This window comes from Rhodococcus sp. DK176 (assembly GCF_038447315.2).
Classification (GTDB): domain Bacteria; phylum Actinomycetota; class Actinomycetes; order Mycobacteriales; family Mycobacteriaceae; genus Rhodococcus_F; species Rhodococcus_F jostii_A.
In genome coordinates this window covers 7,001,878-7,015,470 of the sequence record NZ_CP118321.2, presented here as the reverse complement: position 1 = coordinate 7,015,470, position 13,593 = coordinate 7,001,878, and the positions used below count along the sequence as shown (strand labels likewise).

The window sequence follows — 13,593 nt, the reverse complement described above, 5'->3', positions numbered from 1 at the left end:
ACCGGCCTCTTCATCTACGCTGAACGGGAAATCCGTCACTGCAGCCGGAGGGGTTCGCCATGCCAGCTCAGCACTTCCTCACCAAGATCACGGACACCGTGGGAGCTGTGCGGGTGATGAACCGCGCAGGCCTCGTTCCCTTCCCCCGCGTCGACCAGGGCGTCCGCTCGATCCTGGCCGTGCGGAAGTTCGGTCCGTTCGCCGGGCCCGTCCACGCGAATGCCGAGGCCGGGCTGGATGCGGTGGCCCTGATCGACGAGCGCGGCCCGCTCACCTACACCGACATCGAGGAGCAGTCCAACGCCCTGGTGCGGGCCTGGCAGGCCGACGGCATCACTCCCGGTTCGGTCATGGGATGCATGTGCCGCAATCATCGCGGCCTGGTCCTCACGATGCTCGCCGCCGCCAAGAACGGCACCAAGCTGGTGCTGATGAACACCGGGTTCGCCCGGCCGCAACTCGTGGACGTCGCCGCCCGCGAACAGGTTCAGGCGTTCGTGTACGACGACGAGTTCCACGCGGTCGCCGAGGCCCTCCCGGACGAGGTCATCGCCTATCGCTCCTGGGAGGACGATTCGACATCCCAGGTCCGCACACTCGACGACGTGATGGAGGGCAGAGACCGCAGTTCGCTCCCCGCGCCGTCCACGCAGGGCGGATTCGTCCTCCTCACCAGCGGCACCACGGGCACACCGAAGGGCGCTCCCCGCGGACACACGTCGCCGCTCGCGTCGGCCCAGTTCCTCGACCGGGTTCCGCTGCGACGCGGGCAGACGATGATGATGGCGGCCCCCGCCTTCCACGGGACGGGAGTCTCCCAGTTCGCGCTCGCGCTGGCGCTGGGCCAGACCGTGGTGATGCATCGCAAGTTCGACCCGGAGAACACGATCCGCCTGGTCGAGAAGCACCGGTGCGACACACTGGTCGTTGTTCCCACCATGCTGCAGCGCATCATCGACCTCGGGCCCGAGACCCTGGCCAAGTACGACACGTCGAGCCTGAAGATCATCTTCGCGGCCGGGTCCGCACTCTCCCCCGACCTCTGCAAGCGCACCACCGCCGCCTTCGGCGAGGTGCTCCACAACCTGTACGGCTCGACCGAGGTCGCCGTCGCCACCGTCGCGACTCCGGCCGACCTCGCGCTGGCGCCGGGCACCGCGGGGAGGGCACCCGTCACCTGCCACGTGGAACTCTACGACGAGTCGGGTCAACGGATCACCGAACCCGAGACCGTCGGACGAATCTTCGTCGCCAGCGGTCTCAGCTTCGCCGGCTACACCGACGGTCGCGACAAGGAGCGCATCAACGGTCTGCTGTCCACCGGCGACGTCGGCCACTTCGACCGCAACGGCCTCCTCTTCGTGGACGGCCGGGACGACGACATGATCGTCTCCGGCGGCGAGAACGTCTACCCCCTCGAGGTCGAGAACCTGCTCGCCGACCGCGAGGACGTGCTCGAGGCTGCTGTGATCGGTGTCGAGGACTCCGAATTCGGCCATCGCCTCAGGGCTTTCGTGGTACCCGGTCCGGGGTCCGCGAAGGACGCCGACGAGTTGAAGGCCCACGTCAAGTCGAACCTGGCGCGGTACAAGGTGCCCCGCGAGATCATCTTCATCGAGGAACTCCCCCGCAACGCGACGGGCAAGTTGCTGCGTCGCGTCCTGATCGAGATGGACGTCACGGAGAGCTGATCCCGATCGCGGCATCGGTGAACCGGTTCGTGTAGATCTGTTCCGCCGTCAGCGAATCCGGGATCGCGGCACCCCCGGCAACGAGGATCGGTTTCAGTTCGTCGACCGTCCCCTGCACTCGCGCCATGTCGTACGTTCCGACCGATCCGTCGGCCTCGTTCGCGATCAGCCCTTCGTCCTTCAGCAGTTGGGCACTGAACTCCGCCTCGCCCTCGGAGTAGGGCGAGAAGGAGGAGTCCCGGGACACGACGTCCACGATGGCCGCGTTGGTGACCCCGGGAGCGGTGATGTAATCGGCGGTGGACTGCTGGATGATCGGCACCAGTTTCTGCAGGCACGGCGTCAGAGACTCCAGCTTGTCCGCGCGAACGGAGATGTTGGACGCGTAGATGTCGAAGCCCGAGTCCTTCAGGAGGTCGTAGGCGACCGGCTTGTCCCAGGCGGGAGTCTCGTACTCGTAGGTGTACGGCTCCGAGTTCGCGAAACCCTGTTGCGCGATCGCGGGATCCCCGACGAACCGGGAGGGCGCGCCGTCGTAACTCGTGTCGATCTGGGACTCCTTCAGCAGACCCCGGGCCACCAGCCACTGGGGGAACAGCTGTTCCTTCGAGACCACCACGAAGGCATCGGACTGCCCGATGTCGGCCACGGTCCGCCAGTCCGGGTGGGTCTGCGCATCCCACATCAGGATCGCCGGGCTGTACTTCAGCAGCGGCGTCACCGCCACGACCGGTTGGCTCGCGGCGGCGGCGATCACCTGATCCCCGTGGACAACGCCGAGTGCGATCGAATCGTCCACGTACATCTGCGACGTCACCGACTGGAAGCCGATCGCCGGACCGCCGGCGCGGAGTGTCAGATCCACACCCGTGTCCTTACCGCCGGCCACCAGCGGTCCGGTCACGGACTTCTCGTCGGCGTCGACGGCGTATCCGGCGCCGAGCATCCGGAACAACCCGCCCATGTCCGACTGCGGCTGCCACTGCAACTGGACCACGACGTTTTCCGGGCACACCCCGGCGAGAGTCTGCGATTCGGCGGCGGGTTCGAGGGTGATCCCGGCGGCGCTGCCGCCGTCGGCCGAGCTGCACGCCGAGAGGCCGAGTGCGGCCAGCACGACGGCGGACATGCCCGCCTGCCGGAGGGTCCTGATGTTGCGGTTCATTGTTCTCCTCGCGAACACAATCGATGACGGTGGTCGCCGGCACCGCGGAGGTGCGGTGAACACTCGTGACGACCAAGGGAATTCGGTGCCGGCTCGACGCGTCGGCGGCCGGTGCGCCCAGTGTGCACGCGAACTGATTACATGCAATATCGATTTTGTTTCGGTCACGTGAACGACCGCCTTGGTGCTCGCTATCACGCCACCTACTCGACGTTCTGCGCAGGACCGGCCACATGTCACCGGGTGTTCACACTTCGCAACCCGCAAGACATACATGTAATCGAGACTATTCCTATCGAAATGACCCATTCGTTGCATGCATTAGTCACTGGAGGTTGGGATGAGACTCGCCGACACGACGCGGGACGTCGACGCCCGCAGGCTCACACACGACGTCGCGATCGCCTTCAGCAGCGTCGTCAAACGGTTCGACACGGGAACCGTCGCACTGGACGGCATCGACCTCGACGTTCACCGCGGCGACTTCGTCGCCGTCGTCGGACCTTCGGGCTGCGGGAAGTCGACACTGCTGAGAATGGCCGCGGGACTGGAACGTCCGACCGAAGGATCCGTGACCCTGGCCACCGACTCCGTCGGGTTCATCTTTCAGGAACCCACACTGCTGCCCTGGCGGAGCGTGCGCGCCAACGTGGAACTCTCGGCCGAACTCGGCCGGGGCGACGCGGCGGTCCGGAAGGCACGCGCGGCCGAGGCCGTCACCGCCGTCGGGCTGGACGGTTTCGCCGACCAGCTACCCCGGTCCCTGTCCGGCGGAATGAAGATGCGCGTCTCCCTCGCCCGCGCCCTCACGCTCGCACCCGAGGTGATGCTCCTCGACGAGCCGTTCGGGGCCCTCGACGAGATGACCAGGCTCGACATGCAGGTCGAACTCCACCGGCTGTACAGCAACCGGGGGTTCACGTCGATGTTCATCACCCACTCGGTGTCGGAAGCGGTGTACCTCGCCAACCGGGTCGTCGTCATGACCGCGCGGCCCGGACGGATCGCCTCGGTCGTCGACATCGACTTCCCTCACCCGCGAAGCCCCCAACTGCGATTCGACCCGAAATACACCGAGTACATCGCCCAGATCTCGACCTGCCTGCACGGGAGCACGCGATGACCGAAGCACCTGCCGTCCTGCCCCTTCCTGTCGCGACCGCGCGGACCCCGGCCGTGACGGCCACGGGCTCGCAGGCGCGGCGACCGCGAACGGTCACGGTGGCCACGGGCCTGCTGTTTCCCGTGCTGTCGCTGGCAGGAGCACTCGCACTGTGGTCCGCGGTGAGCTGGTTCGTCCTCTCCCCCGAACGGCAATTCCTCCTTCCTCCGCCGAATCGTGTTCTCACGCAGTCGCTCCTGGACTGGAAACACCTGTCCCCGATGCTCGAGGCGCTCGCCGTCACTGCCCGCGTCGCGCTGGTCGGCTTCGTCGTGGCCGTGCTCGTCGGAGTCGGTACCGGAGTCTTGATGAGCCGCGCGAAGTGGATCGAACGGATCATCTACCCCTACGCCGTGGTGCTCCAGGTGATTCCGATCCTCGCGATCGTCCCGCTGATCGGCCTCTGGTTCGGTTACGGAATGACGGCCCGCACACTCGTGTGCGTCCTCATCGCGGCTTTTCCCATCATCACCAACACTCACTTCGGACTCCAGTCCGTCGACCGCGGCCTGCACGAACTGTTCACACTCGGCCGGGCATCCCGATGGGATCGCCTGGTAAAACTGGAACTTCGCGCGGCACTGCCCGCCGTCCTCGCCGGCATCCGCACCGCGTCCGGCCTCGTCGTCGTCGGCGCGATCATCGGAGACATGTTCTTCGCCAAGGGCGAGCCCGGCATCGGCACGCTTCTCGACGTGTTCCGCAGCCGGCTCCAATCCGAGGATCTCATCGCCGCGATCGTGATCGCATCAGTCTTCGGCGTCGCCGTGTTCTCCGCGTTCGGCATCCTGTCCCGACTGCTCGTCGGCAGCTGGCACGCGTCCGGCCACAAGTCCTGACCACCGCTTCCCCGAAAGGCCGTCATGCCCACTTCCCCGTTCATCGTCCCGACCGTCGACATCAGCCCGTATCTCGCCGAGGGAGCGCGCGCCCACAACAGCGCCGAATGCGCTCGTGTGGCAGCGGAACTCGACACCGCGTGCCGTGAGGTCGGCTTCGTCCAGATCGTCGGTCACCGGATTCCCGGAGCGACGGTCGACCGCCTCACCAGTGCGCTCGACGAATTCTTCGGACTCCCGCTCGAGACCAAGAAGAAGTACCGGCGCGCCTCCGCCGAGAACCGTGGGTACTCGCCGCCCGCGTCCGAGTCCCTGAGCATGAGTCTCGGGGTGGAGTCCGCGAACATGATGAACGACTTCTACGAGGCCTTCATCGTCGGGACCGAGACCACCGAGTACCCCGAACTCGAACTCCCCGAGACCAGCTACGCCACCAACACCTGGCCGGAGGACGCCCCGGCGTTCCGCAGCGGCGTGGAGGAATACTTCGCGCGCGCCCAGGTACTTGCACGAATTCTCCTGGCCGCGTTCGCCGATGCCCTTCGGGTGGAACCGGGATACTTCGACGCGATGGTCGACCATTCGATCAATGCATTGAAGATGAACAACTATGCGCTCCCCGAGGGCGAGGCCGCATTCGACGGCGATGCCACCGGCATGGGCGCACACACCGACTTCGGAATTCTCACGATTCTCTGGACCGATCAGGTTCCCGGCCTGCAGGTCCTCGGCTCCGACAACACGTGGCACGATACGCAGCCCGCCGACGACGCGTTGCTGATCAACCTCGGCGACGCCATGGCCCGGTGGACCAACGACCGGTGGCGCTCGACCGTGCACCGGGTGAATCCGCCCATCACCGACGGACAGATCATTCGCCGGCGATCCGCGGCGTTCTTCTTCGACGGGAACCACGACGCCGTGATCGCACCGCTCCCCGGCACGCTCGTCGACGGGGAGCCGGGATACCCGCCGATCACGGTCGCGGAGAACATCGCGGCCAAGGTCGCCGGATTGAAGGCAGGCGTCAAACCGGCTGCGGCACTTCGCGAAGCCGCACGGGTGCGGTCCGCCCACTAGCGGGATCAGCCGGTGGGAGGCCCTCCCGCCGGCGATCGAATAGAGTCGACGCAGGAGCCGGGCCGGGCGGCGAGGTCACGACCCGCCCCGAGGGAAGGGTTCGGAAGGATCGATGACACACACGGAACGAGCCCTGCTCACCGAATCCGTTCACGACACTCTTCGTGAACAGATCTTCTCCGGCGAACTGCCCCCCGGCACGCCCCTCAGCGTTCCGGCGCTGGCCGCGAAACTCAACGTCAGCCGCACCCCCGTCCGGGAGGCCGTGCAGCAACTCATCTACGAGGGCATCGCCGTCTACACCCGCAACGCGGGCGCCAAGGTCGATTCGCTCGACGCGGACTCGATCCGCGCCGTCTTCGAGGTCCGCGAGGTACTCGACGGACTGGCTGCATTTCACGCGACTGCCGCTGCCACCCATGAGACGGTGCAGCAATTGAAGAAGATGGTGCAGGTCCAACGTGAACTGCTGGACGGTCCCGCCGATCAGCGTCGCGATTCACGGCTCGACCTCGAATTCCACACCCTCATCCGGGAAACCGCCCGCAACAAGCCGCTGAGCGAAGCCCTCCTGCGGTTGGACGGGCAATCGCACCTGTACCGGTCGGACATGTGGAGTGCGGATCTGAATCGGAGACTCGCCGTCACCGAACACGAGCGGATCGTCGGGGCCATCGAGTCCGGAGATGCGGTCGGGGCGCGGGCAGCAGCGTGCGCACATGTGGCGGGATTGCTGATACGGACGACGCGTATGTGAGAACCGCCCCCTCGACCGGGGGGCGAGCGGAGACAAAAAAGAACCGGTGTCCTGATCCAGGACACCGGTTCTTCGGTGGTAGCGGGGACAGGATTTGAACCTGCGACCTCTGGGTTATGAGCCCAGCGAGCTACCGAGCTGCTCCACCCCGCGTTGCATGAACAAAGTTACACGAGCGAACGAACGGATTGCAAATCGCCCGGAAAGAGTCCGAGTAGCAACCTTGCAGCACCACTCGAGTCACATCTGTTACCTAAAAGTTATGACGCTCGTCACATTCTAGGCGAAATCTGTAACGCTGCCGAAACCTCAAATTTCTAGGACGACCTGGGAAAACACCGGTCGTTCGTCCCAGTATTTGGACGCCCGTCACAGAAAATCGACCCGTGACCATTCCGTGATCACCGCGTACGTTCGTTGCCAGCCCGAAACTACCGGGCAACGCCGACCCGCCGCAGCTCGACCTGCCCCCGCGGGATTCGGAATCCCGACACCTCGAGGGGCAGGGACGAGGACAGATCGACCACCGGGTCGGCACACCAGCCGTTACCGCACACCACAACCTCGTCAGCAGGCGCGGAGAGGAATCAACCACATGACCAATTCCAGCATCGTCAAGCGGACCATGGGCGCAATTGCACTCACCGGAGCAGTCATCGGAGTGCCGCTCGGTCTGAGCACCGGCACCGCATCGGCTGCTTCCGGAGACTGGGACGCCGTCGCAGCGTGTGAGAGCAGCGGCAACTGGGGCGCCGACACCGGAAACGGCTTCTCGGGCGGTCTGCAGTTCACCGACAGCACCTGGGCAGCGAACGGCGGCAGCGGCTCGCCGGCCAACGCCTCGCGCGAGGAGCAGATCCGCGTCGCCGAGAACGTCCTGGCGACCCAGGGCCCCGGCGCCTGGCCGGTCTGCGGACAGTACCTCTGATCCGCAGCACATTTTCGGGAGTGCCCCGCACGCAGCACGACTGCGCGCGGGGCACTCCTGCATCGCGTGGCCTCGCGATACACCACCGGGACCCGATTTCCTGCCATTTCGACGTGAGCCGCTGCACAAAATAGTGGTGATCCGCGACACATAACAGCGGGGTAACGAATAGACTCCGAAACGATATCGAGGCGGACTGACCTGCACAGACAGGGTGAATTCGCCTTCGGCGCCAGACAGCTGTCCACCATTTTCGCCAGGTGAACTGCGGCCGAAGCTCCCGTACGGTCGCTCTCGGCCCGAAACAACCGGGCGAAAGTCGGCCCGCCGCTGCTAGCTCTGCCCCGCGGGTTCGGAATCCCCGAAACCTTCGAGGGGCAGGGACGCGGCACAGAATCGCAGCCCGGCGTGACGACGCAGACGTCGTCACCCGCAGGCCGGCCACGCCAGCAAGCGCGGAGAGGATTGACCCCGCATGACCAATCACAGCATCAGCAAGCGTGCCCTCGGCTGGATCGCCGTCACCGGAGCCGTCGTCGCCGTCCCGCTCGGACTGAGCACCGGCATCGCCTCCGCCGCTTCCCACAACTGGGACGGCGTCGCCCAGTGCGAGAGCGGCGGCAACTGGGGAATCAACACCGGAAACGGCTACTACGGTGGTCTGCAGTTCTCGCAGAGCACCTGGGAGGCCAACGGCGGCACCGGCTCGGCATCGAGCGCCAGCAAGGCCGAGCAGGTCCGCGTCGCCGAGAACGTTCTCGCGACCCAGGGCCAGGGTGCATGGCCGGTGTGCGGTCAGTACCTGTCCACCGGTGGCGGCGACGTCGCCGAGGCTCCCGCACCCGCTCCGGAGCCCACCCCGGCTCCCGCCCCCGCGGCTCCGGCTCAGGTCCAGGCACCCGCCCCGGTCCAGCCCGCCGCACAGCAGGCGCTCGACGCCGCGCGTCAGGTCGCGGATCAGAACGGCTACGGACAGCAGTTCCAGCAGCTGGTGGACGCCAACCCGCAGTTGGTCGACGCACTGCGCTGATCTTCCGATCAGATACGACGAGGCCCTGTCATCCGGTTCGGATGACAGGGCCTCGTTCTGCGTTGAAGCGCCTCTACTTCGGGATCGCCTCGTACGCGGCGACCGCCTTCTGGACGCGAGCAAGGGCTGCGCCGTACGCCGCGAAGTCACCGCTGCGCTGCGCCGACGTCAAGGCGTCGAGCGACGCGTCCAACTCCGCCACGGCCGCCGAGACATCCGTGCCGGACGGCGGCGTCGCCGGGGCGGTCGGCGCCGGTGCCGCACCCTGATCGACCGGCGGCGTGGTGCCGGTCTCCGGAGGTGTCCCCTCTTCCGCACTGGGTGCCGTCGCCACCGAGCCTGTGCCGGCACCGAACACCTGGTCGAGCGCCTGCGCCAACGTCGGGGCGTACCCGACGCGCACACTGTTACTCGGCGGTGGCTCGCGGTAGCTCACCAGCACTCGCGACAGCTGCGGGAACGTCGACGTGTTCGGACCCGTCGAACTTCGCTCGGTATACATCGGTTCGACGTAGAGGATGCCGCCGTCCGCGATCGGCAAGGTCAGCAGGTTGCCGTACTGAATCTTGTTCGATCTCTCGAGCAGGGTTCTCTCCGACGCCACCCGTGGATCCGAGATCATCGAGTTCTGCGTCTGCTGCGGACCCTGGGTCTGCGTGTCCGTCGGCAACTGGAGCACCGTGAACTTGCCGTAATTCTCCGGATCCGATTTCACCGACAGATATGCGGACAAGAATTCGCGACTGTAACCGACCATCGCACTGGTCAGATTGAACGACGGTTTCCCGGTCTCGGGATCACCGACCAGCACGTAGTACGGCGGCTGGTTCGCGCTCGTGTCGATCGTGGGATCGCTCGGCACCGACCAGAACGCGTTGTTGGTGAAGAACTCCTTGGGATCGTCCACGTGGTACTTGGCGAGCATCTCGCGCTGCACCTTGAACAGGTCCTCGGGATAGCGGAAGTGCGCTCGCAGTTCGTCGGGAATCGAATCCGCCGGCTGAACCGCATCCGGGAACACACCCATCCATGCGTCGAGCACCGGATCGTTCTGATCCACCTGGTAGAGCTTCACGGTGCCGTCGTACGCATCGACGGTGGCCTTCACCGAGTTGCGGATGTAGGACACCTCCTTACGGGGCAGCAGGCGGCCGGTGTTCTGGTCGATGCTGTCCTCGACGAGTCCGTCGAGCGAACTGCGCTGGGCGTACGGGTAGTCCTGCAACGTGGTGTAGGCGTCCACGATCCACACGACCTTGCCGTCGACGACGGCCGGGTACGAGTCGCCGTCCGCGGTCAGCCACGGGGCGACGCGCGTGACCCTGTCCCGCGGGTCCCGGTTGTAGATGATCTTGGAATCCGAACCGATGGCACCGGAGAACAGGATGTTGCGCTCGGTGTACTTGGCCGCGAACGCCAGCCGGTTGAACCAGTTGCCGATCGGCACACCCCCGGAACCGGTGTACGTGTAGCGCGAGGTGTCGGTGTCGTACTCGCGCGGGTCCGAACCTCCGGATCCGCCGACGATCGCGTAGTCGGCGTCCGTGTCGGCGATGACCTCGCCGTAATAGATGCGCGGCTGCTGGACCGGAATCACCTGATTACCCGCCTCCTGCGAGGCGATGTCGCTGACCATGTAGACGGGGTAACCACTGTTGCTGTTGGCGGCTTCCTCCGCGGACTCGCCGGCAGCGGCGTTCACCCGGTTCGCGGGGGCTGCGACCAGTCCGTTGCCGTGCGTGTAGACGGTGTGCTTGTTGATCCAATCCGTCTGGTTACCCGTCAGGCTCTTGGACGACAACTCGCGGGCCGCGACGATGTAGTCACGCAACTGCCCGTCGATGTCGTACCGGTCGATGTCGAGCGTCGGCGGGAAGCCGTAGAAGTTCTTCAACTGCTGCTGCTGGGTGAACGTCCGCGACAGGATGTTCGGATCGAGCAGTCGCGTGTTCTCAATCGTCATGACGTCGGCAGGCACGTCCCGCGGCGGCTTCGTGCCATACCCCTGATAGTCCTGGTACTCGACCTTGTCGTCGGTGATGCCGTACGCCTGCCGCGTGGCGGCGATGTTCCGCTCGATGTACGCGCTCTCCTTGTCGGCGGCGTTGGGACGCACCGAGAACTGCTCGACCACGAGCGGCCACACCGCGCCGACCAGGATGGAGGAGAGCACGAGAAGCGCTGTCGCCATTGCGGGAATCCGCAGATCGCGCAGGAAGATCGCCGCGAAGAAGGCGCCCGCGCAGATGACCGCGATGGCCAGCAGGATCAGCTTCGCCTGCAGCACCGCATTCATGTCCGTGTAGCTACCACCGGTGAACGTGGGTTCCTTGCGGCTGCTCGACAGCAGCGAGTAACGGTCGAACCAGTACGCGACGGCCTTGAGGAGAATGAACGTTCCCGCGAGCACCGCCAACTGGACTCGCGCCGCATTGGTCAGTGCCCCGCCCCGGCCCGCCAGTTTCAGCCCGCCGAAGATGTAGTGCGTCACCAGGCTCGCGAAGAACGCCAGCAGAACCGCGACGAACAGCCAGTTGAGGACGAAACGGTAGAACGGCAGATCGAAGGTGTAGAAGCCGACGTCGAGGCCGAACTCGGGATCGGCGACGCCGAACGCGCCGCCGTTGACGAACAGCTGAACCGTCACCCAGCTGGACTGGGCGATGAGCCCGGCGAGCAGCCCCACCGCGATCGGAATGGCAAGGCCGAACAGGCGCAGCCGAGTCATCACCGTGGTGCGGTACCGCGCCACTGGATCGTTGGGACCCGACACCGGGACGAACACCGGCCGCGAACGGTAGGCGAGCAGCAGTGCCAGCCAGACGATTCCGCCGACCACGACACCGACTACGAGGAAGAGGAGCAGACGGGTGATCAGGACCGTGGTGAACACACCCCGGAATCCGACCTCACCGAACCACAACCAGTCCGTGTAGGTACTGATGAGCCGAGGACCCACCAGCAACAGGGCCGCGACGACAAGCGCCAGCACCAGCAGCACTCGGCTGCGTTTGGACAACGACGGTAAACCTGCGGGGGGCCGCATGCCCACGTGCCACACTCCAAGAACTCGGCGACGCTGTCGCGCCGCGATCAACTGCACCGTTCGTTCGTCCACACCCGAACAGCAAGGGCGTGACCGTTTCGTCCCACTCTACGTAACAACCGGGAGATGCGGCCGTCGGTCCTGTGCCGGGGGTGCGAAGATGGGTCTCGTGAGTGAAGAGAATGTGAACAGAGAGACGGACGCCCTCGCCCGCTGTGTGCGCGAGGTGGTCGAATTCGTCGATGCCGGAGGGTGGGATCAGCCGCCCCAGATGTTCGCACTCGTCCCGACCGAACTGCTCGCGGCCGCCGAACCGAGCCTGCTCGACCAGCTCGCCGACGGCTCGGAATTGACCCCGGTGGAACAGGATCCGTTCCCCGACGACATCGACGGCGGGTCGCGCGCACTCGACGAGTTCCTCGCCACCACCAGCTGGCCGGAGTCCGTGGTGGGGTGCGCCCTCGTGCAGGAGATCGTCGTTCTGCCGCCCGAGGCGGAGTCCGACCTCGACGACGCGCTCGTCCCCCTGCTGTCCGATCGCGACGCCGCCGACGACGCCGCGCGGGCCGCGGCCGAGTCGCATCCCGACCGCCGGTCCGCCCGGTTGATCGCCGCCGTGCTGCGCGACGGACCGTCGTTGTGCCTGATGCAGTTGCGCCCCGACGAGGACGCCGACCCGTACGCCGGGATCGAACTGCTCACCTACGAGGATCTGGCGCCGAATCTCATCAGCGCGTTGTACGCCACCCTCGACGCGACCGAGGAGGACTGACCGCTCAGCAGTGCGGCGCGTCGGCTCCGGTATTGATCGCCTCGAGCGCGTCGACGGCGCCGTCGAGGTTCTCGACCTTCACCAGCCGGAGCCCGTCGGGCGCACCCTGGCGTGCCTCGTCGCAGTTCTTCGCCGGCACGAGGAACGTCTCGGCGCCCGCCTCCTCCGCGGCGATCAACTTGTACTTGATGCCGCCGATGGGGCCGACGTCGCCGTCGGAGTCGATCGTGCCGGTGCCGGCGACGAACTTGCCGCCGTTGAGTTCGCCCGGGCTGAGTTTGTCGATCACGGCGAGGGTGAACATGAGCCCTGCCGAGGGGCCGCCCACGTCGGCGAGGTTGAAGTCGATCGTGAACGGGACGTCCGGGATCTCCTCGGGAGTGATCCCCAGGTAGCCCTTGGACTCGTCGTCCGGGCGTGCGCCGAGCACCACCCGCACCGTCGTCTCGGCGCCGTCGCGCCGGATCACGATCGGCACCTCCGTGTTCGGGGGCACATCGGCCACCGCCTCCTGCACGCCACCGACCGTCGAGACCGGCTTTCCGTCGACACTCACCATTACGTCGCCCTCGCGCAGCAGTCCCTGGGACGGTCCGTCCTCACCGACCTTGGCGATCCGCAGGTCCACCGGCTTACCCAGGAAGTGGAGCGCCGCGAGTTCGGCGCTGTCCTCCGACTGCTGGAAGTCGGCGTCGTTCTCCTGTTTGACCTCGTCCTTCGACTTGTCCGGCGGGTACACCTCTTCGCGGGGGACGATGCCCTGACGCCCACTGGCCCACAACCCGAACGCTTCGAACACGTTGAGGTCGTCGCGCACGGCGACCGTCGTCATGTTGAGGTGGCCGGTGGTGTCGTCGACCTCCGTTCCCTCGATGGCGACGACTTCCTCACCCCCCACTTCGCCGAGTGTGTTGAACGTGGGTCCCGGCCCGAGGGCCACGTACGGCACCGTGATCACCGTGCCGAGAATTCCGAGTACCACGATCGGGGCCAGCGCAGCCAGAAGCGTCACGATCCGTCGATTCACCTGGACCAGCGTAGAGCGCGAACCCGTGGACACCGTTGTCGGCCGTCCGCGTGTTCGCCGTCAGCGTGACGAGGTGGACACCACGGAACCACGCGC

The 13,593-nt window shown here is 66.1% G+C and carries 10 protein-coding genes, 1 tRNA gene and 1 pseudogene; 8 read left to right on the top strand and 4 right to left on the bottom strand.

Features of this window, described 5'->3' with window-relative positions:
* Positions 1-59 precede the first annotated feature (59 nt).
* Positions 60-1,691 carry an acyl-CoA synthetase gene (locus tag PSR88_RS32595; RefSeq protein ID WP_016883140.1) on the top strand — a complete coding sequence of 544 codons (1,632 nt, stop codon included), beginning with the start codon at positions 60-62 and terminating at the stop codon, positions 1,689-1,691.
* Here PSR88_RS32595 and PSR88_RS32590 read toward each other — a convergent pair.
* Positions 1,678-2,856 (bottom strand): hypothetical protein, encoded by a 1,179-nt coding sequence (locus tag PSR88_RS32590; RefSeq protein WP_016883141.1) that lies wholly within the window; start codon positions 2,854-2,856, stop codon positions 1,678-1,680. The genes PSR88_RS32595 and PSR88_RS32590 overlap by 14 nt on opposite strands.
* A gap of 340 nt (positions 2,857-3,196) precedes the next feature.
* Here PSR88_RS32590 and PSR88_RS32585 point away from each other — a divergent pair, with 340 nt between their 5' ends.
* The 4 genes from PSR88_RS32585 to PSR88_RS32570 all read left to right on the top strand — a co-directional run bounded on the left by PSR88_RS32585 (position 3,197) and on the right by PSR88_RS32570 (position 6,694).
* Positions 3,197-3,979 (top strand): ABC transporter ATP-binding protein, encoded by a 783-nt coding sequence (locus PSR88_RS32585; RefSeq protein ID WP_016883142.1) that lies wholly within the window; start codon positions 3,197-3,199, stop codon positions 3,977-3,979.
* A complete protein-coding gene (locus tag PSR88_RS32580) occupies positions 3,976-4,857 on the top strand; it encodes an ABC transporter permease (protein WP_016883143.1) in 882 nt (293 codons plus the stop codon). The genes PSR88_RS32585 and PSR88_RS32580 overlap by 4 nt, the downstream gene beginning before the upstream one ends.
* A gap of 24 nt (positions 4,858-4,881) precedes the next feature.
* Positions 4,882-5,937: an isopenicillin N synthase family dioxygenase gene (locus tag PSR88_RS32575; protein ID WP_016883144.1), complete on the top strand. Its 1,056-nt coding sequence runs from the start codon at positions 4,882-4,884 to the stop codon at positions 5,935-5,937.
* 112 nt (positions 5,938-6,049) lie between these two features.
* Positions 6,050-6,694, top strand: a complete 645-nt coding sequence (locus PSR88_RS32570) for a GntR family transcriptional regulator (RefSeq protein WP_009479591.1) — start codon at positions 6,050-6,052, stop codon at positions 6,692-6,694.
* Positions 6,695-6,770: 76 nt separating this feature from the next.
* On the opposite strand, the gene PSR88_RS32565 is transcribed toward PSR88_RS32570, so the two are convergent.
* A tRNA-Met gene (locus PSR88_RS32565) sits at positions 6,771-6,847 on the bottom strand.
* A gap of 442 nt (positions 6,848-7,289) precedes the next feature.
* Here PSR88_RS32565 and PSR88_RS32560 point away from each other — a divergent pair.
* Positions 7,290-7,619 (top strand): annotated as a pseudogene (locus tag PSR88_RS32560) (transglycosylase family protein); the annotation flags it as partial.
* A gap of 478 nt (positions 7,620-8,097) precedes the next feature.
* Complete coding sequence (locus PSR88_RS32555; RefSeq protein WP_016883145.1) at positions 8,098-8,652, top strand: transglycosylase family protein; 555 nt, start codon at positions 8,098-8,100, stop codon at positions 8,650-8,652.
* A 73-nt stretch (positions 8,653-8,725) separates the two neighbouring features.
* Here PSR88_RS32555 and PSR88_RS32550 read toward each other — a convergent pair whose 3' ends face one another.
* Entirely contained in the window at positions 8,726-11,704 is a 2,979-nt protein-coding gene (locus PSR88_RS32550; RefSeq protein ID WP_016883146.1) for a UPF0182 family protein, read from the bottom strand.
* A gap of 154 nt (positions 11,705-11,858) precedes the next feature.
* Here PSR88_RS32550 and PSR88_RS32545 point away from each other — a divergent pair, with 154 nt between their 5' ends.
* Positions 11,859-12,470, top strand: coding sequence for a PPA1309 family protein (locus PSR88_RS32545; RefSeq protein ID WP_009479587.1), 612 nt, complete (start codon positions 11,859-11,861; stop codon positions 12,468-12,470).
* A gap of 4 nt (positions 12,471-12,474) precedes the next feature.
* Here the strand turns inward: PSR88_RS32545 and PSR88_RS32540 are convergent, their stop codons facing one another.
* On the bottom strand, positions 12,475-13,497 hold the full coding sequence (locus PSR88_RS32540; protein ID WP_009479586.1) for a PDZ domain-containing protein: 1,023 nt from the start codon (positions 13,495-13,497) through the stop codon (positions 12,475-12,477).
* Between the last annotated feature and the right edge of the window lie 96 nt (positions 13,498-13,593).